Below are 25,253 nucleotides of genomic sequence, written 5' to 3'. Positions count from 1 at the left end.
GGTCACAATGGCCTCCCGGAATCCCGGGCGTCCCCGGGTGCGGGCGCGGAGCTGCCCACTCTGCGAAGCTAGGTGCCCGCCCGCAGAGGGTGAAATGTGACGTCAAGCGCCGTTACGCGGCGTCACACAGCGTCATGCAGTTGACGCGGAGGCGTCGACCGCTCCGGCGCGATAGCGATCGATGACGAGCTCGACGAGGGACTCTCCGGGCTCGTCGTCGTCCAGCAGCGGGCGCGCGACCGGGCTGCCGTCGGCGAGCCGCACGGCCAGGTCGTGGAAGTAGCCGGGCGCGAGGAGATAGTTCGCGACCACCGCCCGACGGCCGCCCTCCCGCGCGGCAACCACCGCCGGGCCGAGACGCGGTTCGGCGGCGGCGAGGAACCCCACGGCGACGTGGCGTCCGACCCGCTCGGCGAGCATGCGCGCGGTCACGTGGCAGTCCTCGTTGGCGCGCTCGTCGCTCGAGCCGGCCACTGCCAGCACGATCGCGTCGCCCTCCCCGATATCGAGCGCGGCGAGGCGTGCGGCGAGCACCTCGACCAGCCGGGGGTCGGGTCCGAGCGCGGGCGAGATCGAGACGTCCTCATGGCCCTTCGACTGCTCCCGAAGGTCGATCCGGACGTGATAGCCCGCCGACAGCAGCAGCGGCACGATGACGGCGGGCTCGTCGTCGGCGAGCGCGGCGAGGGATGCCGCCACATCGGGCTGCTGCACGTCTACATGACCGAGCCGCACGTGCACGCCGGGAAGCCGGGCGGCGACCGCGGTGACCAGCGCCTCGACGGCGGCCTGTCCCGCCGGCGAGGACGTGCCGTGCGAGATCGCGAGCAGTGCGGGGGTCGGCATGCGTCTCATTCTGCCCGCACGCCGAAGGGGCACGACCCGCGAACGGATCGTGCCCCTCCAGGTCTCAGCAGCGTCAGACGGTGTCGTTCGCTGCGTCGGCCACGGCAGCGCCGGAGCGTCCGCGGGCGAACCCGGCGTCGAAGCCGCGCTCGTAGGCCTGCTCGGCGCCCCGACCGGAGCGCTCGCCCTTCCCGCGGCCGCCGTGCCCGCCGTGCCCGTGGTGCCCGCCGTGGCGGTGGGCGTCGTGGCCGTGCGCGTGGTGCGCCGGGTGCTCGTGGCAGGGGTGCTCGCCGCGAGGACCGTGGCCCTCGCCGCGCGCCGCCTCGTCGTCCCACCGGCTGAAGCCGGGGCCGAATCCGCGGCCGAAGCCGGGGCCGAAGCCGGCGGTGGACCCGGGACCGAAGCCCGGGCGGAAGCCGGGACCGAATCCGCGGCCGAAGCCCGGTCCGAATCCGCGTCCGCCGCTGAAGCCCCGTCCACGGCCGAAGCCGCGGCGCGGCATCCGCTGCCCCTCTTCCCAGCCCAGTTCGCGGGCGATCGCCTCGAGCGACGCGACCGTGGTGGCGTAGTCCTCGGGCGAGACCGCGCCGGCGACCCGCGAGCGGATGCCGTCCACGACGGTTGCGAGCTGCTCCTTGGCGGTGCGCCCTTCGTCGGTGAGCACCCAGGTGCCATCGCCGGACTCCTCGACCCAGCCACGATCCTCGAGGCCGCGCAGGCGCTTTCCCTTGCGGATGAAGCGCTCGGCGAAGGGCGGGAGCTCCACGTCGCCGGAGAGCGCGTTCAGCAGCATCCAGTCCCGACGATCGATCTCGGCGCCGTCGAAGGCGGCCGCGAACTCGCGGGTGATCAGGCTGTCGACTGTGCGCAGCCAGAAGCCGAGCGGAGTGCGCTCGGTGGGCACGCCCTCACGGGCGGTGCCGGCGGTTCCCTCATCGGAAGGTCGGTTGAAGTCGGTGTCTTCGTTGTTCATCAGAAATCCTTTGTTTGGGGCGGCGCTCTGAGGCCGCCGTATTTGCATGTAGAAGAACATGCATATGTAGTGTGACATGCGATATGGAAATATGTCAAGTCGCATGTAAATTCTTTTCCATGACCGCCGCATCCTCAGACCCCGCCGACGCGATCGCCGCCGCCCTGTCCCGTCTTCGCGGCCGGCGCATGCCGCGTCCTCCCTGGGAGGGCGGGCACGGCCCCGGCCACGCGCATCACCGCGGCGAGCCGGGCTGGATGCGAGGGGACCCGCGTCAAGGCATGGGCGGCCCGCCGTGGGGTGCCGGGCCGCGTCTCGGCGGGCCGGCACGTCTCCGGCTCCTCGAAGCACTCGCAGCGGCATCCGGCCCGCTGTCGGTGAGCGAGATCGGCGAGGCCGTGGGGGTCGATCAGCCGCGCGCGTCGCGGCTCGTGCAGCAGGCGGCGGAGATGGGGCTGGTGCGACGCGAGGCGGACCCCGACGACGCGCGGCGCACGCGGGTGGCGCTGACGGAGACCGGATCCGCGATCGTCCGCGGGTTCCGCGGCGAACGGCGCACCGCGATCGACTCCGCCCTCGGCTCGTTCACCGACCAGGAGCGGGCCGAACTCGCGCGGCTGCTCACCAAGCTCGCCGACGCCTGGCCGCAGTAGCCCGACCGCGCTCAGTCGTGAAGGCGCTCCTGCACAGCCTTGACCGGGATGAGCAGTGCCAGACCGATCGCGAGCACCAGCACGATCCCCAGGATGCCGAAGTACGCCGCCCCGCCCACGGTGACGAAGATCGCGAACATCGTCGGCGCCAGGAACGACACCGCGCGGCCGGTCGTGGCGTACAGCCCGAACACCTCGCCCTCGCGGCCCGGCGGGATGATCCGAGCGAGGAACGTGCGGGATGCCGACTGCGCCGGACCGACGAAGAGGCACAGCGCGAGCCCCGCGGTCCAGAACACGATCTGCCCGCCGTCGTGCAGGAAGAAGACGAGCAGTCCCGAGACGATCAGGCCGATCAGTGCGGCGACGATCACCGGCTTGGCGCCCAGCCGGTCGTCGAGGGCTCCGACGGCGATCGTCGAGATCCCGGCGACCACGTTCGCCGCGATGGCGAAGATGATGACCTCTCCGGCGGAGAAGCCGAAGACGGATGCCGCCAGCACGCCGCCGAAGGTGAACACGCCCGCCAGACCGTCGCGGAAGACCGCGCTGGCCAGCAGGAACCAGACCGTGTGGCGGGATTCGCGCCAGAGCCGGGCGATGTCGCGACCGAGCCGCGCATACGAGGCGAAGAAGCTGACCTTCTCGCGCTTGGCGCCGGTGCCGCGGTACTCGGGCACCGCGAACAGCACGGGCAGCGCGAACAGGCCGAACCAGATCGCCGACACGATCATCGCGACCCGGATCGGCAGGCCGTCTTCGTCGGGCACGCCGAACAGTCCCTGGATGAACCCGAAGTACACGATCAGCAGCAGCACGATGCCGCCGATGTAGCCCATGCCCCAGCCGAATCCGCTGACCCGGCCGATCGATCGGGGCGTGGAGACCTGCGAGAGCATCGCGTTGTAGTTGACGCCGGCGAACTCGAAGAAGATGTTGCCCGCCGCGACCAGGAACAGGCCGAGCCAGAGGAACGACGGATCGGGCTGCACGAAGAACATCGCGGCCGTGAGCGCCACGACGATGTAGGTGTTGACCGCGAGCCAGAACTTGCGTCGCCCCGAGGTGTCGGAGCGCTGCCCCGTGACCGGCGCGAGCAGCGCGATCAGCAGCCCGGCCGCGGCGAGCGCCCAGCCGAGCTGGGCCTCGACCGTGCCCTCGGGCCCGAAGCTCGAGCTGGTCAGGTAGACGGTGAAGACGAACGTGGTGACCACGGCGTTGAATGCCGACGAGCCCCAGTCCCACAGACCCCAGGCCAGCACCACGCGCTTGCGTGTGCTGCCCGGCCCTTCCGCGCCGACCGCTGTCGCGAGGGCGTCGGTGGGGGTGATGCCCGAGAACTGCGGCAGGTCGGGCGTCATGCGGGGAACGTCGGGATCGCTCATGTCGGTCACGCTAGAGCCCTTCGGTGAACGGCGGGTGCGACGGTGCACGCGCCGCGGCAATGCGGTGGTCGGGGCCAGGCTACAGCGGTGCGGGCACCGAACAGGGCGCATTTCGGGATGCCGCGGCATCCGGTGTCATGATGGACGCATGCCCGCTCATGTCGAGCGTGCCGACCTCCCCGGGATCGGAGTGCGGCACGACATCCTCACCGACGAGGGACGCCGTCTCTCGGTCATCAACTTCCGCGACGGCGGTCGCGAGCTCGCGCTCGCCGACGAGGACGATCCGGACCGCGCGGGCGAGACGATCGCGCTCACCGACGACGAGGCGACGGCGCTGTCGGAGGTGCTCGGCGGATCGCTGATCCTCACCCAGCTCGCGGGTCTTCGCGACCAGCTCTCGGGCCTGTATATGGAGCAGATCCCGGTGCGGGCGGACTCGCCGTTCGTGGGCCGGCCGCTCGGCGACACGAAGGCGCGCACCCGCACGCGCTGCTCGATCGTCGCGATCGTCCGCGACACGGGCGTGCTGCCCGCGCCGGAGCCCGCCGACAAGCTCGGCAGCGGCGACATGCTCGTCGCCGTCGGCACCCGCGAGGGACTGGACAAGCTCGTCCGAATCATCACGAGCGGCTGATCGCAGCATGGAACACGGCGCGCTCGTCCTCATCGAGATCGGCGCGCTCCTTCTCGGCATAGGCCTGCTCGGCCGTCTGGCATCGAGGCTGGGCATCTCATCGATCCCGCTCATCCTGCTCCTTGGCCTGTTCTTCGGGGAGGGCGGACTCGTCCCCATCACGGCTGGTGGCGACTTCATCGAGATCGGCGCCGAGATCGGGATCATCCTGCTCCTGCTCATGCTCGGCCTCGAGTACAGCGCGGGCGAGCTCGTCGGCAATCTCAAGACCTCGAAGGTCGCAGGGCTGCTGGACATGGTGCTCAACGCGCTGCCCGGCGTGCTGCTCGCGCTGATCCTCGGCTGGGGGCCCATCGCGGCAGTCGCCCTCGGCGGCATCACCTGGGTGTCCTCCTCCGGCGTGATCGCGAAGATGCTGCAGGACCTCGGCCGCCTCACCAACCGCGAGACCCCGACGATCCTCTCGATCCTCGTGATCGAAGACCTCGCGATGGCGTTCTACCTGCCGATCCTCACCGCCCTGCTGGTGGGCATGGACCTCGGCGGCGGCATCCTGACGGTGCTCATCGCGCTCGCGTCGGTGCTCGTCATCCTCTATCTCGCCCTCCGCCACGGCGCCGCCGTCTCGAGGCTCGTGTGGTCCAAGAGCGCCGAAGTGCTGCTGCTGACCGTGATGGGTCTGACCCTCCTCGTGGCGGGACTGGCCGCCGAGGTCAAAGTCTCGTCGGCGGTCGGCGCGTTCCTGGTCGGCATCGCGATCTCGGGGCCGGTGGCCGAGCACGCGGCGCGCCTGCTGACGCCGCTGCGCGACCTGTTCGCTTCGGTGTTCTTCCTGTTCTTCGGACTCTCCACGGATCCCGCCGACCTGCTGCCGATGCTCGTGCCGGCGCTGGGGCTGGCCGTGGTGACCATGGCGACCAAGGTCGCGACGGGATACCGGGCCGCGCGCCGGGCGGGAATCGCCGAAGCAGGTCGATGGCGCGCCGGCTTCGCGCTGACGCCCCGTGGCGAGTTCTCGATCGTGATCGCGGGTCTCGCGGTCGCGGCGGGCGTGAACGCGGCACTGGCGGCGCTGGCCACCGCCTACGTGCTCATCACGATCGTGCTCGGCCCGATCCTGGCGCGCGTGCCCGACACGAAGGCGTTCAAGGCCTGGGCCAAGCGCCGGCAGACCGCGCGCAGAGCGCGTCAGGGCGTCTGAGGCCGACGTCGCCACTCGTGCTCGAGGATCGCGTAGATCCCGGTGTCGGCCCAATCGCCCTTGAACCACATGTTCTCTCGGAGGAACGCCTCTTCGCGCATGCCGAGCCTCAGGCAGAGCGCGACCGAGGCGGTGTTGCGTGGATCGAGCTCCGCATAGACACGGTGCAGTCCGAGCTCGCCGAACGCCAGATCGAGCAAGACCGCGGCCGCCTCACGCGCGTATCCCTGCCCCTGGAAGCGCGGGTCGAGGAGCCATCCGATCTCGGCGGTCCTGTCCTCGACGCTCGCGAGCTTGAAGTACATCGTGCCGATCAGCCGGCCCGTCGCGTCTCGGATCGCAGGCTGCACGAAGTCCTCGCCCGTCGCGAGGCGAGTGGCCGCGGCATCCCGTTCGAGAACTTCGTGCACGCGCTCCGGCGACCGGGGCTCGTAGAGCAGATACCGGCACACCTCGGGGTCGGACTGGATCGCGTACAGCGCGTCGAAGTCATCGGGCCGCAGCAGCTCGAGGCCCACCCGCGACCCCGTGAGCGGGCGGAAGTCCCAGGGGAGTGCCATGCCACCATCCTCGCAGTCCCGTGAGGCTCGCGGCATCGCCGAGTCCTGATCGACGGGTCCCGCTGTGGTCGCGCTCCAGACCCTCGCGGACGCCGTCTGAGATTGCTCCGCCACGCCACTTATGGCGCGGAATCGGCTGTGGTTAGGTGAAGCATGACCGCCGACCCCGCGGCCGAGACGAAGTTCAACGGCCGCCTCGCGATCCTGCTCGCGATGGCCATGTTCGTCCTGGTGTTCGACACCTCGCTCATGAACGTGTCCATCTCGGCCGTGGTCGCCGATCTGGACACGACCGCGAGCGGGGTGCAGGGTGCGATCGCCCTCGAGGCGCTCGTCTCGGCGGCGTTCATCCTCATCGGCGGCAAGACCGGCGATCTGATCGGGCGCAAGTTCGCGTACATCCTGGGGCTGCTCGGCTACGCCGTCGGCGCGGTCGCCATGACGCTCGCTCAGGACCTCAACACCGTGATCATCTTCTGGGCGGTGATCGGCGGGCTGGGCGCTTCGCTCCTGCTTCCTTCGATGCAGTCGCTCATCCACGGCAACTTCCAGGGCGCGCACCAGAAGCGCGTCTACGCACTCGTCGGAGCCTCCGCGGCGATCGCGGCGGCGGTGGGACCGCTGCTGGGCGGCTTCATCACGACGTTCCTGTCCTGGCGGGTCGGCTTCCTCCTCGAGGCCGTGATCATCGCGATCGTGCTGTCCGGCATCAAGCTCGTCAAGGACGTCCCGTTCACGGGCGACCGGTCGATCGACCTCGTCGGGTCGGCGCTGTCGGTCATCGGCATGGGCGGCGTCGTACTCGGCATCCTGGTGTGGCAGGAGGGCGGCGGCTACGTCGCGCTCATCATCGGACTGGGAGTGGTCGCCCTCGGCGGTCTGGTGTTCTGGCTCAACGGGCGCAAGAAGCGCGGCAAGCCGACGCTCATCGATCCGGCGCTGTTCGGGCTGAAGCCGTTCCGGGCCGGCGTGAGCGGGCAGCTGCTGCAGCAGATCGCCCTCGGCGGCACGATGATCGTGCTCCCGCTCTACCTGCAGATGGTCCTGGAGTACAACGCGCTGCAGGCAGGGCTCTCGATCGCGCCACTGTCGCTCAGCATGTTCGCCGTCGCGCTGATCGCCGGGCGGATCGCGAAGGGGCGCCCGGCGAACCTGATCCTGTGGGGCTTCGTGCTCACCGTGATCGGTCTCGTCGTCATCCTGCCGCTCGTGCCGATCGCCGATTCCGGCTGGTACCTGACGATCCCGCTCCTGATCAGCGGCTCCGGCCTCGGACTCCTCGTCTCGCAGCTGAACAACTACACCCTTTCGCCGATCACCGATGAGCGGGTGAGCGAGGCCGCTGGCGTGAATTCCGCGGCCGGGTCCTTCGGTCTGTCGTTCGGCCTGGCCTTCGCGGGTGCGATCATGCTCGCCACCCTCGCGGCGGGCTTCACCGCGCTGGCGAACTCGTCGAGCGTGTTGACGGCCGAACAGCAGCAGCAGGTCTCGACGGTGCTCGAGGACGACGCCGAGCTGATGTCGAACACCGGTCTGGAAGCCCTGCTCGTCGACGAACCGCCCGAGGTCTCGGCTGAGATGGTGCGGATCAACACCGAGGCGCGGCACCTCGCCCTGCAGGTCGCGCTCCTGATCCCGATCCTCGCGGGCATCGCAGGCATCCTGAACGGCTTCCGGATGCGCCGGCTGCCGGATCCTGTCGCGGCTGGATCGGGGGACACGATCCTGGGCTGAATCGCCCAGGGTCGAAACCTGAGTCGACTCGTATCAACTTCATTTGACACGCTCAGGGTGTCTCGGTAAGGTTGAGTCATTGCGGCTCAACCCTTCTCGAGTCGCCCCAGACTTCAGGAAAGAGAGAGACACATGCCCCGTGCTGTTGGAATCGACCTCGGAACCACGAACTCCGTCGTGAGCGTGCTCGAGGGCGGCGAGCCGAAGGTCATCGCGAACGCCGAAGGCTTCCGCACGACCCCGTCGGTGGTCGCATTCACCAAGGACGGCGAGGTGCTCGTAGGAGAGACCGCCAAGCGCCAGGCCGTCACCAACGTCGACCGCACGATCTCGTCGGTCAAGCGTCACATGGGAACCGATTGGTCCTTCGAGGTCGACGGCAAGAAGTGGACGCCCCAGGAGATCTCGGCGCGCATCCTCGGCAAGCTCAAGCGCGACGCCGAGGAGTACCTCGGCGACACCGTGACGGATGCCGTCATCACCGTCCCGGCGTACTTCAACGACGCCGAGCGTCAGGCCACCAAGGAGGCCGGCGAGATCTCGGGCCTGAACGTGCTCCGCATCATCAACGAGCCGACTGCGGCCGCTCTGGCGTACGGCCTCGACAAGGGCAAGGAGGACGAGCTCATCCTCGTCTTCGACCTCGGTGGCGGAACCTTCGACGTGTCTTTGCTCGAGGTGGGCAAGGACGACGACTTCTCCACGATCCAGGTCCGCTCGACCGCCGGTGACAACCGCCTCGGTGGAGACGACTGGGATCAGCGTCTCGTCGACTACTTCATCAAGCAGTTCAAGGACACGACGGGTGTCGACGTCTCGGGTGACAAGATCGCCCTGCAGCGCCTCAAGGAGGCCGCCGAGCAGGCCAAGAAGGAGCTCTCCAGCTCCATGTCCACCAGTGTGAACCTCCCCTACCTGTCGCTCACCGACAGCGGGCCCGTTTCGCTGTCCGAGACGGTCACGCGCGCGAAGTTCGAGGACCTGACGAAGGACCTGCTCGACCGCACGAAGAAGCCCTTCGAGGATGTCATCCGCGAGGCCGGCATCAAGGTCGGCGACATCGACCACGTCGTGCTCGTGGGTGGTTCCACCCGCATGCCCGCCGTCGCCGAGCTCGTCAAGCAGGAGGCCGGCAAGGAGCCCAACAAGGGCGTCAACCCCGATGAGGTCGTGGCCGTCGGCGCCGCCCTCCAGGCGGGCGTGCTGCGCGGCGAGCGCAAGGACGTCCTCCTGATCGATGTCACCCCCCTCAGCCTCGGCATCGAGACCAAGGGCGGGATCATGACCAAGCTCATCGAGCGCAACACGGCCATCCCGACCAAGCGCAGCGAGACCTTCACGACCGCGGACGACAACCAGCCGTCGGTCGCGATCCAGGTCTTCCAGGGCGAGCGCGACTTCACCCGCGACAATAAGCCGCTCGGGACGTTCGAGCTCACCGGGATCGCGCCCGCACCGCGCGGCATCCCGCAGGTCGAGGTCACCTTCGACATCGATGCGAACGGCATCGTGCACGTGTCCGCGAAGGACAAGGGCACGGGCAAGGAGCAGTCGATGACGATCACCGGCGGCTCGTCGCTGCCGAAGGAGGACATCGAGCGCATGGTCAAGGAGGCCGAGGAGCACGCGGCCGACGACAAGAAGCGCCGTGAGTCGGCCGAGGTCCGCAACCAGGCAGAGACGCTCGCGTACTCGATCGACAAGCTGATCAAGGAGAACGACGACAAGCTGCCGGAGGCCGTCAAGACCGAGGTCCAGGCGGACGTCGACGCGCTCAAGGCGGCACTCGCGGGTGAGGACGACGATGCGGTCAAGACCGCGTTCGACAAGCTCAACGCGAGCCAGGGCAAGCTCGGCGAGGCGATCTACGCGTCCAGCCAAGCTGCTCAGTCGGCCCCCGACGCCGACCCCTCCGCCGGCTCCGAGCCGGGCGCCGAGGATTCGTCGGCATCCTCCGATGAGGACGTCATCGACGCCGAGGTCGTCGACGACGAGGACGAAGAGAAGAAGTAGGACGCCCCTATGTCCAAGCACGACCACGAAGAGCCCGGCGCTGACGAACAGCGGGGCTATGACGGGCCGGACGATGCGCAGGAGCCGGCGGAGGAATCCGCCGGCTCCGCCGCGGACGACGAGCTGACGCTCGACGACATCCTCGGCACCGAGCAGAACGCCGATGCCGCCGCCGAGGACGCGGTGCTCGCGGATCTCGAGTCGGCCCTCCTGAACGACCTCAAACGACTGCAGGCGGAGTACGCCAACTACCGTCGGCGGACCGAAGATCAGCGCGAGCGCGAGATCGAGCGCGCGAAGGGTGAGGCCGTCAAGGGCCTGCTGCCCGTGCTCGACGACCTCGACCGGGCCACCAAGCACGGCGACATCGTCGAAGGAACGCCGTTCGCGGCGATCGGCGACAAGGTGCGCGCGGTCGCCGAGAAGCTCGGCGTCGTGTCGTACGGCACGGCGGGTGAGCCTTTCGACCCGCAGCAGCACGAGGCGATCTTCCAGGCACCGACACCGGGTGTGACCGAGCCGACGATCCTCGAAGTCGTCGAGGTCGGCTACCGACTGGGCTCGGTCGAACTGCGACCCGCCAAGGTGGTCGTCGCAGTGCCGGCCGAGTGACCCGGAGGGGAACCGTATGGCCAGTCAGGACTGGTTCGACAAGGACTTCTACAAGACCCTCGGCGTCGACAAGAACGTCAGCGACGCCGATCTGAAGAAGACGTACCGCAAACTCGCGCGCAAGTACCACCCCGACTCCAATCAGGGTGATGCGAAAGCGGAGGCGACCTTCAAGGAGGTCAGCGAGGCGTACTCGGTGCTTTCGGACCCCGAGCAGCGCAAGGAGTACGACCAGATCCGCGCGATGGGCTCGGGTGCGCGATTCACGGCGGGCGACCAGCCGGGCGGGTTCGAGGATGTCTTCAGCATGTTCGGCCAGGGCCGCGGGGGCCGCCAGTCGCCCCAGGACTTCGACGACATCTTCAGCATGTTCAACCAGCAGCAGGGCGGCGGGTTCGGCTCGGGCCGCTTCGGGCAATCCACCGGCGGATTCCGCGGGTACGGCGGCCCGCAGCGCGGCGCCGATGTCACGGCTCGGACGACGATCGACTTCATCACCGCCACCAAGGGCGAGACCATCACGCTTCAGGGCGAAGACGGCAAGCCGTTCAAGGTGAAGATCCCCGCGGGCGTATCCGACGGTCAGAAGATCCGCCTGCGCGGCCGCGGCCGGCCCTCGCCGGATGGCGGGGAGACGGGCGATATCGTCGTTCAGGTGACCGTGCGCCAGCATCCCGCGTTCACGCGCGACGGTCTGAACCTCAGGGTGACCGTGCCCGTGACCTTCACCGAGGCCGCCCTCGGTGCGACGATAGAGGTGCCGACACTGGGCGGAGACCCCGTCAAGCTGCGCGTCGCGCCCGGCACCCCGTCGGGCCGCGTGCTGCGGGTGAAGGGTCGCGGCGTTCAGACGGCGAAGGGCACCGGCGACCTGCTCGCCGAAGTCCAGGTCGCCGTCCCGTCCCACCTGGACGATGCGGCACGCGAAGCGCTCGAGCGCTTCCACGAGCTGGAGCCGAAGGACAACCCCCGCGCCGACCTCATGGCGAGGGCGCGCGGGTAGGGGGTGAGAGGGATGCCTGAACGAGAGATCGATGAGGACGCCCCGATCTTCGCGATCGCGGTCGCCGCAGAGCTCGCGAACATGCATCCGCAGACGCTTCGCCAGTACGACCGGCTGGGCCTGGTCGTGCCGGCGCGCACCCAGGGCGGATCCCGCCGCTACTCGACGCGCCACGTCGAGCAGCTGCGCGAAGTCGCCCGTCTCTCCGCTGACGGAATGAGCCTCCCGGCGATCGCGCGGATCATCGAACTGGAGGATCGGGTGCGCGAACTGCATGTGCGTGTGCACGATCTGGAGGCCCGCGTCCGCAGCGAGTTGGAGAATCGCCCCGGCGCGCGGGTCTTCGCCGCGGGGGCGACCGGCTCCGTCGTCACTCTTCGCCAGGGTCGCCGCGTGCGCCGTGCGACCGACATCGTCGTGTGGCGACCTCGGCTCGCCCTCGACAGCGAACCCCGAGCGGCGTCCGACGACGTCGCAGACCCTGACGCCTGACCCGCGCCGGCCGGAGGGTGAGCGTCTGCCGGCACGGCTAGGCTGGCAAATGTTGTGGAAGGGGACTTATGGCTGCCAAGCGGGCTGTCGTCGTGCGGGGCGGTTGGCCGGGTCATGAGCCGGTCGAGGCTACCGAGCTGTTCCTTCCGTTCCTCCGAGCGAACGGCTTCGAGGTGCGGGTCGAGGAGTCCCCGGCGATCTATGCGGATGCCGCTGCGATGGCCGCGACAGACCTGATCGTGCAGTGCATGACCATGTCGACGATCGAGCGTGATCAGGTCGCCGGCCTGCGCGCAGCGGTCGAGGCGGGCACCGGGTTCACCGGCTGGCACGGCGGGATCGCCGACTCGTACCGCGACTCGAGCGATTACCTGCAGCTCGTCGGGGGCCAGTTCGCCACGCACCCCGGCAAGCACCCGGACGAGCGGGATGGCGGCCCGGAGGACAACTACCTCGAGTACACGGTCGAGATCACACCGCTCGGCCGGGAGCACCCGATCACCGCCGGGGTGGAGGACTTCGCTCTCACTACCGAGCAGTACTGGGTGCTCAGCGACGACCTCAACGACGTGCTCGCGACCACGACCCACCCGGCCCCGCCGTGGCACCCGTGGCACCGGCCGATCACCTCGCCCGCGATCTGGACGCGCGAGTGGGGAGCCGGGCGCATCGTCGTGTCCACACCCGGGCACAGTGTCGACGTGCTCGAGAACCCGAACGTCCGGTCCGTCATCGAAAGGGGAATGCTGTGGGCAACGCGCCGCGCATAGGAATCATCGGCGTGGGGGTGATCTCGAAGGTGTACCTCGAGACGCTCAGCGCACGAGGCGACGTCGCGATCGTCGCGATCGCCGACCTCGACATGGCCAGGGCCGCCGCCGTCGCTGCCGAGGTCCCCGGCGCGCGCGCCCTCGAGGTGCCGGCGCTGCTCGCCGACCCTGACATCGACGTCGTGCTGAACCTCACGATCCCGGCCGCGCACGCCGAGATCGCCCTGGCCGCCATCGCGCACGGCAAGCACGTGTACGGCGAGAAGCCGCTCGCGGTCGATCTCGCGAGCGGGAAACAGGTGATGGATGCGGCGACCGCGGCCGGCGTGCGTCTGGGTTCCGCACCCGACACCGTGCTGGGCACCGGCACCCAGACCGCCCGCGCGGTCATCGACGCGGGCCGCATCGGCCGGCCGATCGCGGCCACGGCGACGATGGCCTCGCCCGGCCCCGAGTCATGGCACCCGAACCCGGACTTCTACTTCCTGCCCGGCGGCGGCCCGCTCATGGACATGGGCCCGTATTACATCTCCGCCCTGATCCATCTGCTCGGCCCGGTCACCGCGGTCGTCGGATCGGCCAGCCGGCTGCGCGACGAACGAGTGATCGGCTCCGGGCCGCGGGCCGGCGTGCGAATCCCGGTGGATGTCGACACCCACGTCACCGGCATCCTCGAGCACGCGAACGGCGCGCTGTCGACGCTGACGACGAGCTTCGACAGCGTCAAGAGCAGCGCGTCGCCCATCGAGATCCATGGAGAGGCCGGGTCGCTGTCGGTGCCCGACCCGAACATGTTCTCGGGCGAGGTGCGGTTCTGCGCGCTCGGCTCACGGGAGTGGGAGCCGGTCGACGACCTCGCCGGCTATCTCGACGCCGCGCGCGGCATCGGACTGCTCGACATGCTCGCGGCGGAGACCGATGCCGAGGTGCGCGCTTCGGGGCGTCTGGCGCTGCACACGCTCGAAGTGATGACCGCCGTGCTGGAGTCGGCGCGCACCGGGAGCCGTGTCGCCCTCGAGACGACCGTCGAGCGTCCGCCGATCGTGCCGCTGGGCAGCTCCTTCGAGCTCACCGAGCTCTGACGCAGCGGCTGGAGGCCCGGAGAACGGGCTTTCAGCGGGTCTCCACGGCGCGGAGATCGAGCGCCCCTAGAGTGCAGTCGTGACCACCGTGACCGGGCCGGATACCGCCCGCGGCGAGACAGAGCGCTCGCAGCGCTGGTCGCAGTGGACGTACTGGCCGCTCGCGATCGCGGCCGCGGTCTTCCTGATCACCTACACGGCCCACGTGATCGGCGACGTTCAGGGCGTCTGGGCCACGGTGACCTCCGTGACGATCGCTGTGATCTGGATCATGTTCATCGTCGACTACCTCGTCAAGCTGCGCCTCTCCCACCCGCGCCGCCTGTGGTTCCGCACCCACAAGTTCGACCTCGTCCTCTCGCTGATTCCGGCACTGCGCCCGGTGCGGCTTCTGGACGCCTTCACCCGGATGACCGCGTTCACCAGGACCACCGGCAACTCCATCCGCGCGCGCCTGCTCATCTACGGCGTCGGCTCCGCGCTGCTGCTGGTCTGGTACATCTCGCTGATCGTGCTGCAGTTCGAGCGCTACGCCCCCGGGGCGACCATCACGTCGTTCGGTGCGGCCGTGTGGTGGGCGTTCTGCACCGTGACGACGGTGGGCTACGGCGACTACGTGCCGGTGACGATACCCGGACGCACGGCGGCCGTCGTCCTGATGGCGGGCGGGGTCGTCGTGGTCGGCCTCGTCGTCGCGACGATCTCCTCGTGGGTGGTCGAACGCGCCTCGCGCGGGCACGACGATGCGGTGCCCGCCAGTCGCGCGGACATCCGCGCCCTTACGACCGAGCTGCAGGAGGCAGCCGAGCGCGTGGAGGCCGAACGCCAGGCGTCGTTGCCGCCCCCCGGTGCCCCCGCCGGCGGAGCGGACGCCCGTTGAACCTCTTCGGGCGCTCCGCCCCGAACCCGCCCCCTCCGGCGCCTTCGGTCCCCGTCCTGTCGCCGACCCTGCGCGTTCTGCTCGGGCTCGCGGCGACCGTCATCGCGCTCGCCGGTCTCTTCTTCGCGCGCGAACTGGTCGGTCCGCTCGTCCTCGCGGCCGTCATCGTGATCATCTGCCATCCGGTGCGGCATCCGCTCGAGAGACGCGGGTGGCCGCGGTGGCTGGCGACGACCGCCGTGATCGTGGTCGGGTACCTGATCCTGCTCGTCCTCGGACTGCTGCTGTTCTTCGCGGGCACCCAGTTCGTGCGGCTGGTCGCCGACTACGCCGACGAGCTCCAGGCCTCGGCTCAGGCGGTGATCACCTGGCTCAGCGGGATGGGTCTGGACGAGCAGGCGTCGGATGCTGCGGCATCGGTCCTGGAACCGTCGACGATCGTGTCGTTCGTCGCGTCGCTCGGCGGCACCGCGATCGGCATCCTCACTGCACTGTTCTTCGTGCTCGCGTATGTGATCTTCATGGCCGCGGACGGCTCGCGGTACGCGCGCGCGGAGTTGTCGTACGGCGCCGTGGCCCGGCCGACGGTGCGCCGCTTCCAGGGCTTCAACTCCGGGGTCCGGCGCTACTACGTCGTGAACGCGAGCTTCGGCGCGGTCGTTGCGATCATCGACGGACTCGCGCTGTGGGCGCTCGGCGTGCCGGCCCCGGCGGTGTGGGCGATCCTGGCGTTCGTGACCAACTTCATCCCGAACATCGGATTCGTGATCGGGCTGATCCCCCCCGCGCTTCTCGCCCTCGTCGTGGGCGGGTGGCCGCTCATGCTCGCCGTCATCGCGATCTACTGCGTCGTCAACGTCACGCTGCAGGTCCTTGTGCAGCCGAAATTCGTCAGCGATGCGGTGAACCTCAGCCTCACGCTGAGCTTCTTCTCGGTGATCTTCTGGACGTTCATCATCGGCCCTCTCGGTGCGATCCTCTCGATCCCCTTGACGCTCCTCGTCCGCGCGCTCGTCCTGGAGGGCGACCCGGGAGCCCGGTGGCTGCGCTGGCTGTCGGGAGATGCCGTGACCGCCCCACCCGACCGCCAGGACTCCGGCTGAGCCCCATCGCACCGCGCATCGCAGCGGTGGGATTCACCCCCGTGGCATGAGGCACAGCACCGGAGGCGGCGCTAGTGTTCGGGGCATGCCGGACCCCTCGCCTGAACGTCCACCCGAAGAACCGAACGCCCCCGTCCCGGCGACCCCACCGCGCTGGGTGCCGGAGCGGCGGGGCGTGCTCGCGCTGGTCGACCGCCCGCTGGTGATCGCGTTCATCGCCACCCTCGGCGTGCTCGGGGGGATCGTGCTCGGTTCGGCGATCGCGTCGATCACGACGATCCTGATCTACATCATCCTGGCGCTGTTCGTCTCGCTCGGGCTCGATCCGCTCGTGCGCATGCTCGAACGCCGGGGGCTCAAGCGCGGAACCGGCATCCTCATCGTCTTCGGGGTGTTCGCCCTGCTGATTGCCGGGTTCTTCATCTTCATCCTGCCGCCGATCATCTCCCAGATCGCCGAGTTCATCCGGAACTTCCCTGAGGCGCTGGTGAGTGCGAAGGAGTCGTCATGGTTCCTCGCCTTGGGGGTCGATCTGCAGGACGCGGTGGGCGCGGCGATCGATGAGATGGCCGCGCTCCTCGCGAAGCCGGAGACGATCGCCGCGCTCGGGGGCGGTGCGCTTGCCGTCGGCGTCGGACTCGTCGCCGCCATCTCGGCAGGATTCATCATCGTCGCCCTCACGCTCTACTTCCTCTCCTCGCTGACGGGAATGAAGAACGCGCTCTACAGCCTCGCTCCGGCGCACGACCGTCCCAAGCTCACCGACATGACCGAGCGCGTGACCGCGTCGGTGGGCAGCTCACTGCTCGGATCCGTCACCCTCGCTCTGATCAACGCCGGAGTGGTCTTCGTGCTGCACCTGCTGATCAGGCTCCCGTACCCCGCTCTCATGGCGGGCATCGCGTTCGTGATCACGTTGATCCCGCTCTTCGGATCGGTGATCTTCTGGGTCTTCGCCACGATCACTGCCCTGTTCTCGAGTCCGACGCAGGCTCTCATCTTCGGTATCGCGTACCTGATCTACATCCAGCTCGAGTCGTACATCATCACCCCGCGCGTCATGAACAAGGCAGTGGCCATTCCCGCTGCCCTCGTGCTGATCGGCGCGATGGTGGGGGGCACCCTCGCCGGAGTGATCGGTGTCCTGGTGGCGCTTCCGCTGATGGCCACGGTGCTTCTGATCATCCGCGAGGTCGTCGTGCCCAAGCAGGACCTCAAGGTCTGACCTTCACCCCGCCGGGGTGATGCCGGTGCTCCGGCGCGGCGGGATGCTGTCACGATGAGCCAGCCCGACATCGACCGTCTGCACCTGCCGATCCGCGACGCCGTCTTCGCCGGCACCGCCGGCCGGACGCTGGCCGAATCCACGCCCGACTGGTCGATCGTGCAGGACGTCCGGCCGCCGGACGGTGCCCCGAATGTGCTGGTCGTGCTCATCGACGACGCCGGATACGGGCAGGCGTCGACCTTCGGCGGACCGATCGCCACACCGAACCTCACCCGGCTGGCGGACGGGGGCCTGCGGTACACCGCGATGCACACTGCCGCACTGTGCTCGCCCACCCGTGCGTCGCTGCTGACCGGCCGGAACCATCATCGGGTCGGGTTCGGCTCGGTGGGCGAGCTGTCGGGCCCGTTCCCCGGGTACTCGGGAGTCGTGCCGAAGGACTGCGCACCGTTCCCGAAGATCCTGCAGCAGAACGGCTACTCCACCGGCGCGATCGGCAAATGGCACCTCACGCCGAGCCGCGCGCAGGGACCGGCCGGTCCGTTCGACCGCTGGCCGAGCGGATGGGGCTTCGACTACTTCTGGGGATTCCTCTCCGGCGAGTCCGGGCAGTACGACCCGATGATCTACGAGAACGACGCGGTGGACCACGCGTACGGCGGCCCGACCGACCGCGACTTCTACCTGCCGGACGCGCTCACCGACAAGGCCATCGCCTGGCTGCATGGAACGCGTGCGCACAAGGCGGACAAGCCCTGGTTCCTGTACTACTCGACCGGCTGCGCGCACGCACCCCACCACGTTCCCGAGGAGTGGTCGGCGGCGTACCGGGGCATGTTCGACGACGGATGGGACAGCTACCGCGAGCGCACCTTCCAGCGCCAGCAGGAGCTCGGCGTGGTGCCCGCATCGGCCGAGCTCACGCCCCGCGACGATGCCTTCCCGGCATGGGACTCGCTCTCGGAGGACGAGCGGCGACTCTACGCGCGGCAGATGGAGGTCTACGCGGGCTATCAGGAGAACGCGGACCACAACGTCGGCCGGCTCTTCGACGAGATCGAGCGGATGGGGGAGTGGGACAACACCCTCGTGATCTACATCTGGGGCGACAACGGCGCCTCGCTCGAGGGCACGCTGACCGGGTCGTTCAACGAGCTCACGATGCAGAACGGCATCCCGCTCACCGCCGACCAGCAGCGTGCCCTGATCGACGCCCACGGTGGTCTCGAGGCGTGGGGCGGGCCCGACACCGCCCCGCACTGCTCAGCCGCCTGGGCGTGGGCGGGCAACACCCCGTTCCGCTGGGGCAAGCAGGTCGCGTCCCACCTCGGCGGCACGCGCAACCCGATGGTCGTGCAGTGGCCCGCCCGCATCACGGATGCCGGAGCCTTGCGCTCGCAGTTCGCCCATGTCAACGACATCGGGCCCACGGTACTGGACGTCGCCGGCATCCCGCAGCCGCTCACCGTGGACGGCATCGAGCAGGCCCCGATGGCCGGCGCCAGCTTCGCGGCATCCTTCGAGTCATCGGAGGCGGCCGAGCATCACCCGCAGCAGTACTTCGAGATCTACGGCAACCGCGGCATGTACCGGGACGGGTGGTGGGCGTCCTGCATGCTGCCGCGCATCCCGTGGGACGCAACGCCGGCGACGATCCGGCGGTTCGCACCGGGGGTCTTCGACCCCGATCAGCTGGAGTGGGAGCTCTACCACCTGCCGGACGACTTCTCGCAGGCGACGGACGTCGCCGACGCGCATCCGGACGAAGTGCGGGAACTCGCCGACCTGTGGTGGCGCGAAGCGGAGGCGAACAAGGTCCTCCCGCTGCTCGGCGGCATGTCGGCGTTCTTCGGCATCGTCCCCCCGCTGCGCGAGCAGACGCGGTGGACCTACTGGGGGGCGGACGTGCAGAACTCGCCCGCCGGGATCATCCCGCCGATCATGAACCGTTCGTACTCGATCTCGGCGCACCTGACGGTTCCTCCGGAGGGAGCCGACGGCGTGATCGTGGCGGCGTTCGACCACCTCGGCGGATTCAGCCTCTTCATCGACGGCGGCATCCTGCACCACACCTACAGCTTCATGGGGGTGGAGGCGTACCACCAGCGGGCCGACGGCACCCTGCCGAGCGGCGAGGTGACGCTGCGCATGGACTTCGACGCGGATGCCGCCGTCATGGCGCCGGCCGGCGAGGTCACGCTCTGGGTGAACGACGAGCAGGTCGGCGGCGGCCGCATGGAGCACACCGTGCCGATCATGTTCAACGGCTATTCGGGCATGGACATCGGCCGCGACAACGGCGAGGTCGTCGATCCGGTGTACGCCGACCGGGCGCCGTTCCCGTTCGCCGGCACGATCCATCGCGTGGACTTCGACGTGCGGCAGCCGGGATCACGCGAGCAGGCGGCGCTGCACCATGCCGAGGTCGCCGGGCAGCACGTCCGTCATATCGAGTCGTGAGCAGCGCTCACGCGTCGACGAGGCCCAGCCGGGCCGCGTGCTCGACCGCTTCGGATCGAGATGAGACCCCGAGCTTGCGGTAGACGGACGCGGCCTGCGTCTTGATCGTGTTGCGCGACAGGTGCAGTCGCTCGCCGATCTCCTCGAACGACAGGTGACTGGTCAGCAACGGGAGCAGGCGCAGCTCCGCTGTGGTCAGCAGACTGGCGCCCGTCGTAGCCGCGTCGCCCAATGGCCGCAGAACCCTCGCCAGGTCGCTCGCTCGGGTGCTGAGCACACCGGGATCGGGCATCGCGACGAGAACCTCCTCGGCCTCCGCCAGCACGACGCGCGCTCCGACCACATCGCCCAGCGCGGCCATCGCGCGAGCCACGTGCAGCCGTACCTGCACGGCGAGCCACGGCATCTCCCGTCCCAGAACCGGGCGGAACGCGTTGGCACTCGCGAGTGCGGCACGTGCCGCACGGTGGTCTCCCGCAGCCGCGGCGGACTCCGCACGCAGGGCGAATGAGAGCGCGGAGTGGGGGTAGTGCGCATACGGCGCACTCTGGGCCGCCTGCACCGCTTCGTCGATCTCCTGCTCGGTCGCTCGCCGCGTGCTCAGCTCGAGCCGCTCGGCGAGTGCCAGCACGAGCGCTGGGACTGCTCCGCTCTCACGGCTGACGTGGATGGCCTCGTCGAGTGTCGCCGCAGCCGCCGCGGTGTCGCCGCACAGCCCGGCGGCGATGCCGCTGAGCATGAGCGCGGGCGCGCGCCAGGGGCTCGACTCCTTCACCCGCACGCGGGCGGCGTCGGCGTCGAGCCGCATGCGGTGCACACCGTCGGCGCACAGGTGCGCGCGCAGCGTCAGGAACGCGACCTGCTCATCGATGTCGCCGAACGAATGCGCGAGGTAGAAGTCGCCGGCGGCGCGTGTCCACCGTCGGGCGCACACGGCGTCGCCGGTCATCATGCCCGCGTAGGCGAACATCGTCGCCAGATATCCGTGGGTGACGGCGATGTCGGGACCGATGTCGTGGATGATGTCGACGATCTGGTCGAGGCTGCCGCCGTAGAACATCGGCAGGACGACCTCCGACAGGAGCTGCAGCGCCTGCTCGCGATCGCCGTTCGCCAGGCGCAGGGCGAGCGCCTCCCGGGCGGCGCCGTGCTCGGCGAGCCAATCGGCGCCAGCGGTGCGCAGTCGTCTCGCACGCGAAGGATCGCGTCGGAGGAGTTCGGCCGCCAGTGCTTCGCGGACGAGCGGCTGCCACCGGAACCGCTGCCCCTCCCGATCGATCGCAGCCATGAAGAGGTGGCGGCGCTCGAGCAGCTCCAGCCGCGCCTGCGCATCGGTCACGCCGAGCACCGCGTCGCAGAACGGACCGGTGAGCTCCTCGAACGGCGCGCAGCCGAGCATGAAGTCGATGAGGTCGGCATCCAGCTCGTCGAGGACTTCCGTCTCGACGTATTCGCGCACGAGGCGGTCCGCGCCGGTGAACTCCTCGGAATCGGATCGACCGAGGAAGATCCGGGCGAGCTGCAGCCCCGCTGCCCAGCCGTCGGTCTGGCGCACGAGCCGCCGGACGGTCGCCTCGTCGACGCCGTCACCGAGAACCGTCGTGGCGGCGGGAACGTCGAGGGCAAGCTCCGCATCCGAGATCTCGATCAGCTCCGGCCGCAGTCGCAGTCGCGAGTGGGCCCGGCGCTCGAGTTCGCGACCGGCGACGGCCACCCCGACTCCGGGAGGCAGCGTGAGGCCGGTGATGGCGCCCAGCAGCGCGGAGCCGGCGTCCGGATGCCGATGGATGTCATCGAGCACGAGCACGAACGGCGCGGCGGCGTCCGTCAGCAGGGAGGCCAGCCGCTGCACCTCGCCGGCGTCATCAGGCGCGACCCACACGAACGGCCTCGGGTCGGCGGCCTCCCACTGCCTGAGCAGCGTGGTCTTGCCCGAACCGGCAGCGGCCATGATCGCGACGAAGCCGCGGCGCCCCTCGAGGGCCGCCAGGAGCGGCGGTCGCTCGATCATGGCGCGGAGCATTTCGATCCCTCCCCGTGAGACCGGTCGTCGGCGGCGCGTGATCGCTGCCGCACGCACACATTACTGCGCTACGGCGAAACCTCAGGGCTCGATGCGCAAGACGGTGGGCGACTCTCCGAGCGCGACGTCGTCGCCGATCCGCAGACCGCGGGCGAGATCGTCGACCGCGCCGATCACCGTGCCGAACCGCTCGCGGTCGCTGCAGACCGCGGTCACGGTGACGAAATGGGTGCCGGTGTCCCAGGTGTAGGTCGCGAAGGGCGGTGTGCGCTGGTCGGCGGGAAGCGGGATGGCGAGCTTCTCACCGACCCCCAGGTACGTGCCGCGGAACGTCTCGGTGTCGTCGTACTCCATCGGCATGCTCGCCCGCGCCGCGCGCAGCTGAGACGTGGCCTCCTGCACCTGCGCCATCACCACCAGCAGCTCGGGGTCGGCCTTCCACACCCAGGCCAGCACGCGCCCCGCGGCCCGGCGCATCAGGAACGGCGTTGCCTGGCTCATCGCCCAGGCGGTGAATCCCCCTCCCGGGCGCTCCTCCGCGCCGAGCGCGCGGCTCGCCTGCGCGAGCAGCATCCGGATCGCCGCCTTCCGGTGCCGCCGGCCTCCGAAACCGAGCGAGTCCGTGATCGGGACCCAGCGCGTCCTGTCGGCATCGGCGTGCAATCGGGGCATGCCACCAGGGTACGAGGTGATCCCTGAGCCCTGTCCCAGGGTCGTCGAGGGGCCTCGGGTACAGTTGGATCGCACCTGCACCGACCTCGTGCGACCCGCCCCCGCGCAGAGATAGGCAACCAGCATCCCGTGACCCCGTCCGAGACGCCCGACGATCCTCGCGCCGCCGAGCCGGACGATCATCGACCCCTGACGGTGCTCATCGGTGCCGACACGTTCTCGCCGCATGTGAACGGTGCCGCGCGGTTCGCCGAGCGCCTCGCCGCCGGGCTCGTCGCACGCGGACACGACGTCCACGTGATGGCGCCGAGCGCGACGCACTGGACGAGCGGCACCGCAACCGAGGTCATCGAGGGCCAGCCGATGACGATGCACCGGCTGCCGTCCTGGCGGTGGTTCCCGCACGACTGGCTCACGTTCGTGCTGCCGTGGATGTCCAAGCATCATGCCCGCCGGGCGCTGGACGCGGTCAAGCCCGATGTCGTGCACATCCAGTCGCACATCGTGATCGGCCGGGGCCTTGCGCGAGAGGCGCGCAAGCGCGGCATCCCGATCATCGCGACCAACCACGTGATGGCCGAGAACATCCTCGACTTCACCACGCTGCCGCACTCGCTGAACCAGGTGATGCTCGATCTCGCCTGGGCCGACGCCAAGCGCACGTTCGACATGACCCGCGCGGTGACCACGCCCACCCGCAAGGCCGCGGACTTCCTCGAGGCGACGATCGACATCACCGGTGTCATCCCGATCAGCTGCGGGATCGACCGGGCGAACTATCGTCCGGATCTCACTCCGCGCGATGCGAACCGCATCCTCTTCGTGGGCCGACTCACCACCGAGAAGCACATCGACGTCCTGTTGAAGGCCGTCGCGCTGCTCGATCCGAAGCTCGACGTGCACGTCGACCTGGTGGGCGGTGGCGACCAGCGCAAGAACCTCGAGACGCTGGCACACTCCCTCGGCCTGGACACCCGCGTCACGTTCCACGGCCATGCGCCCGAAGAAGAGCTGCGGACCCTCTACAGCCGCGCGAGCCTGTTCGCGATCGCCTCGATCGCCGAGCTGCAGTCGATCGCCACGATGGAGGCCATGGCGTCGGGTCTGCCGATCGTGGCGGCGGACGCCGTCGCGCTGCCCCACCTCGTGCACGACGGTGAGAACGGCTACCTCTTCGAGCCGGGCAACGTCGAGGAGATGGCAGCGCGGCTGACCGACGTGCTCACCGCGGAGCCCGCGGAACGGCGCAGGATGCAGCAGGCGTCGCTGGACGGCGTCGCGATCCACGACATCAACCGCACGCTCGACACGTTCGAGGCGCTGTACCGCGGCGACCCGCTGCCCGCCTAGCCGATGCACGTCGTGATGTTCGGCGACCAGCACGTCGAGTCGCTCGGCGGGGCGCAGGTCTCGATGCGGCTGCAGCGCCGTTTCCTCGAGCGCGCCGGCCACACCGTCACGATCGTCGCGCCGAAGATGCACGGTCCGCGTGCCGGCGCGGACGACGCCGCACTCGCACTGAGCGAGCGTCAGCGAGTCGAGCCGTACGTCGACATGCCGTCGATCCCGATCACACCCGACCGCGAGTACTCGCTCTCGTGGCCGGGGCGACGCACCGACCGGTTCGTCGACGACGCGCTCGCGTCGCGCCCTCCGGTGGATGTCGTGCACGTTCAGGCCGACTTCTGGGGTGCGTTCATCGGCCATCGGTTCGCTGCGCGGCACGGGCTGCCGGTCGTGCACACGATGCACAATCGCGTGGATGTCGGCATCGAGGCAACCGCGCCGTTTCCGCGCATGGTGATGCGGTTCCTCAACCGGTGGCAGCGCCGTGCGCTGCGAGAGGTCGCGGGTCCGGTCGAACCCCGACGCGACGGCTGGTCGTATCTGCGCCGTTTCGCCGGCCGCTCGGACGCGGTCACGGCACCCTCATCGCATTTCGGCCGACGGCTGGAGCAGCACGGCGCAGTCGCGGGTCGAGGGCTCCCGACGGTCGACGTCGTGTGGAACGGGATCGATGACGACGTGCTGGATGCCGCGCTCGCGGCGGGCCCGGCGGTGCGGGCGCCCGGCAAGCCGCGCTTCGTCTGGCTCGGCCGGATGAGCCCGGAGAAGCGCCTCCTCCCCTTCCTCGAGGCGATCGCGGCGTCCGGGGTCGACGCGGACGTGGAGATCATCGGCGGCGGCGGGCAGGAGAAGGCGGCTCGGCGGCTGGTCGAGAAGCTGGGCCTCACGGATTCGGTCTCGTTCTCCGGCAGGCTGCCGTACGCCGAGACGCTCCGCCGGATCGCGGCGGCCGACGCGGTCGTGCAGACCTCCATCGGCTTCGAGACGCAGGGGATGACCGTGTTCGAGGCGGCATCCCTGGGGACGCCGGCGATCGTGAGCGATCCCGATATCGGCGCCGAGCTCGGAAGCGGGTACTGGCAGGTCGCGGATGGCTCCGTCGGCGCACTGGCCTCAACTCTGCGCACTGCGGCCGAGCAGATCGTGGCCGGGACGGGCGTTTCGCCCGACCCGTCGATCCGCGAGCGTTTCCGTCAGTCCTCGCGCAGCGCAGCGATGGCGGACATCTACGCCCGCGTATCGGCCTGAACTTCCGCCTTCTGACGCCTGGGTCTCCGGCCGTCTGCGCCGAACCCATCCCTTCGTTGCGAACCCATGCGTTCCTGTGTCGGGGAACGCGTGGGTTCGCCGCGGACCTGTGGGTTCGGCGAAGGCGGCGTGCGGGTCAGGGAAGGCGGGTGTAGTCGGTCGGCACCTGGTGGTAGCCGTCGTTCCGAAGAGCGACGATCGAGGCGCCGATGGCGGTGGCGGCAATGGCTCCGAGAGCAATGATCATCAACATGGCAGTAACGCTACGCTTGACGTTATTCAGCCACGAGTGGCAGAATAGACACGCATCGTACGAAAACTGCCACGCAGC

22 protein-coding genes are annotated in these 25,253 nt (G+C 69.4%); 16 read left to right on the top strand and 6 right to left on the bottom strand.

Annotated features, from left to right (window positions below; genetic code table 11):
- Positions 1–132: 132 nt before the first annotated feature.
- Both BM349_RS00475 and BM349_RS00470 read right to left on the bottom strand, forming a co-directional pair.
- The gene (locus tag BM349_RS00475) at positions 133–846 is read right to left on the bottom strand and encodes a sirohydrochlorin chelatase (protein WP_091700967.1); all 714 of its coding nucleotides are present in this window, start codon (positions 844–846) and stop codon (positions 133–135) included.
- A gap of 73 nt (positions 847–919) precedes the next feature.
- Positions 920–1,819, bottom strand: coding sequence for a MarR family winged helix-turn-helix transcriptional regulator (locus BM349_RS00470; RefSeq protein ID WP_254773668.1), 900 nt, complete (start codon positions 1,817–1,819; stop codon positions 920–922).
- Between the two features lie 119 nt (positions 1,820–1,938).
- Here BM349_RS00470 and BM349_RS00465 point away from each other — a divergent pair, with 119 nt between their 5' ends.
- Positions 1,939–2,472 (top strand): MarR family winged helix-turn-helix transcriptional regulator, encoded by a 534-nt coding sequence (locus BM349_RS00465; RefSeq protein WP_254773667.1) that lies wholly within the window; start codon positions 1,939–1,941, stop codon positions 2,470–2,472.
- A gap of 11 nt (positions 2,473–2,483) precedes the next feature.
- Here BM349_RS00465 and BM349_RS00460 read toward each other — a convergent pair whose 3' ends face one another.
- Positions 2,484–3,866 carry an MFS transporter gene (locus BM349_RS00460; RefSeq protein ID WP_254773666.1) on the bottom strand — a complete coding sequence of 461 codons (1,383 nt, stop codon included), beginning with the start codon at positions 3,864–3,866 and terminating at the stop codon, positions 2,484–2,486.
- A gap of 139 nt (positions 3,867–4,005) precedes the next feature.
- Here BM349_RS00460 and BM349_RS00455 point away from each other — a divergent pair, with 139 nt between their 5' ends.
- Together BM349_RS00455 and BM349_RS00450 are read left to right on the top strand one after the other, a co-directional pair.
- Positions 4,006–4,494: a cation:proton antiporter regulatory subunit gene (locus BM349_RS00455; RefSeq protein WP_091700962.1), complete on the top strand. Its 489-nt coding sequence runs from the start codon at positions 4,006–4,008 to the stop codon at positions 4,492–4,494.
- A 7-nt stretch (positions 4,495–4,501) separates the two neighbouring features.
- The gene (locus BM349_RS00450; RefSeq protein WP_091700957.1) at positions 4,502–5,695 is read left to right on the top strand and encodes a cation:proton antiporter; all 1,194 of its coding nucleotides are present in this window, start codon (positions 4,502–4,504) and stop codon (positions 5,693–5,695) included.
- Here the strand turns inward: BM349_RS00450 and BM349_RS00445 are convergent.
- Positions 5,683–6,255 carry a GNAT family N-acetyltransferase gene (locus tag BM349_RS00445; RefSeq protein ID WP_175525138.1) on the bottom strand — a complete coding sequence of 191 codons (573 nt, stop codon included), beginning with the start codon at positions 6,253–6,255 and terminating at the stop codon, positions 5,683–5,685. The two genes, BM349_RS00450 and BM349_RS00445, sit on opposite strands and share 13 nt — an antisense overlap.
- A gap of 153 nt (positions 6,256–6,408) precedes the next feature.
- Between BM349_RS00445 and BM349_RS00440 the strand changes: the two genes are divergently transcribed.
- The 11 genes from BM349_RS00440 to BM349_RS00390 all read left to right on the top strand — a co-directional run bounded on the left by BM349_RS00440 (position 6,409) and on the right by BM349_RS00390 (position 19,632).
- Positions 6,409–7,989: an MFS transporter gene (locus tag BM349_RS00440; RefSeq protein WP_091700949.1), complete on the top strand. Its 1,581-nt coding sequence runs from the start codon at positions 6,409–6,411 to the stop codon at positions 7,987–7,989.
- 132 nt (positions 7,990–8,121) lie between these two features.
- Positions 8,122–10,002, top strand: a complete 1,881-nt coding sequence (gene dnaK / locus BM349_RS00435) for a molecular chaperone DnaK (RefSeq protein WP_091700946.1) — start codon at positions 8,122–8,124, stop codon at positions 10,000–10,002.
- Between the two features lie 9 nt (positions 10,003–10,011).
- Positions 10,012–10,614: a nucleotide exchange factor GrpE gene (locus BM349_RS00430; protein WP_091700942.1), complete on the top strand. Its 603-nt coding sequence runs from the start codon at positions 10,012–10,014 to the stop codon at positions 10,612–10,614.
- A 16-nt stretch (positions 10,615–10,630) separates the two neighbouring features.
- On the top strand, positions 10,631–11,617 hold the full coding sequence (locus tag BM349_RS00425; RefSeq protein ID WP_091700938.1) for a DnaJ C-terminal domain-containing protein: 987 nt from the start codon (positions 10,631–10,633) through the stop codon (positions 11,615–11,617).
- A 12-nt stretch (positions 11,618–11,629) separates the two neighbouring features.
- Positions 11,630–12,109 (top strand): heat shock protein transcriptional repressor HspR, encoded by a 480-nt coding sequence (locus BM349_RS00420; protein WP_091700933.1) that lies wholly within the window; start codon positions 11,630–11,632, stop codon positions 12,107–12,109.
- A 68-nt stretch (positions 12,110–12,177) separates the two neighbouring features.
- Complete coding sequence (locus tag BM349_RS00415) at positions 12,178–12,879, top strand: ThuA domain-containing protein (RefSeq protein ID WP_091700930.1); 702 nt, start codon at positions 12,178–12,180, stop codon at positions 12,877–12,879.
- Positions 12,858–13,961, top strand: a complete 1,104-nt coding sequence (locus tag BM349_RS00410; RefSeq protein WP_091700926.1) for a Gfo/Idh/MocA family protein — start codon at positions 12,858–12,860, stop codon at positions 13,959–13,961. The genes BM349_RS00415 and BM349_RS00410 overlap by 22 nt, the downstream gene beginning before the upstream one ends.
- Positions 13,962–14,040: 79 nt before the next feature.
- Entirely contained in the window at positions 14,041–14,841 is an 801-nt protein-coding gene (locus BM349_RS00405) for an ion channel (protein WP_091700921.1), read from the top strand.
- Positions 14,838–15,944, top strand: a complete 1,107-nt coding sequence (locus tag BM349_RS00400) for an AI-2E family transporter (protein WP_091700917.1) — start codon at positions 14,838–14,840, stop codon at positions 15,942–15,944. The genes BM349_RS00405 and BM349_RS00400 overlap by 4 nt, the downstream gene beginning before the upstream one ends.
- An 85-nt stretch (positions 15,945–16,029) precedes the next feature.
- Entirely contained in the window at positions 16,030–17,169 is a 1,140-nt protein-coding gene (locus tag BM349_RS00395; RefSeq protein WP_091700913.1) for an AI-2E family transporter, read from the top strand.
- A gap of 54 nt (positions 17,170–17,223) precedes the next feature.
- Positions 17,224–19,632, top strand: a complete 2,409-nt coding sequence (locus BM349_RS00390; RefSeq protein ID WP_091700910.1) for an arylsulfatase — start codon at positions 17,224–17,226, stop codon at positions 19,630–19,632.
- 7 nt (positions 19,633–19,639) lie between these two features.
- Here the strand turns inward: BM349_RS00390 and BM349_RS00385 are convergent, their stop codons facing one another.
- Both BM349_RS00385 and BM349_RS00380 read right to left on the bottom strand, forming a co-directional pair.
- Complete coding sequence (locus BM349_RS00385) at positions 19,640–21,643, bottom strand: winged helix-turn-helix domain-containing protein (RefSeq protein WP_139230857.1); 2,004 nt, start codon at positions 21,641–21,643, stop codon at positions 19,640–19,642.
- A 93-nt stretch (positions 21,644–21,736) separates the two neighbouring features.
- Complete coding sequence (locus tag BM349_RS00380) at positions 21,737–22,327, bottom strand: hypothetical protein (protein ID WP_091700903.1); 591 nt, start codon at positions 22,325–22,327, stop codon at positions 21,737–21,739.
- Positions 22,328–22,456: 129 nt separating this feature from the next.
- Between BM349_RS00380 and BM349_RS00375 the strand changes: the two genes are divergently transcribed.
- Positions 22,457–23,677, top strand: coding sequence for a glycosyltransferase (locus BM349_RS00375; RefSeq protein WP_091700900.1), 1,221 nt, complete (start codon positions 22,457–22,459; stop codon positions 23,675–23,677).
- 15 nt (positions 23,678–23,692) lie between these two features.
- Positions 23,693–24,922, top strand: a complete 1,230-nt coding sequence (locus BM349_RS00370) for a glycosyltransferase (RefSeq protein ID WP_368086665.1) — start codon at positions 23,693–23,695, stop codon at positions 24,920–24,922.
- Positions 24,923–25,253: the final 331 nt, after the last annotated feature.

Source organism: Microbacterium sp. cf046, from assembly GCF_900114345.1.
In the GTDB taxonomy this organism is placed as follows: Bacteria; Actinomycetota; Actinomycetes; order Actinomycetales; family Microbacteriaceae; genus Microbacterium.
The sequence above is the reverse complement of the archived record's forward strand: the minus strand, read 5'-3'. Positions and strand labels throughout refer to the sequence as shown.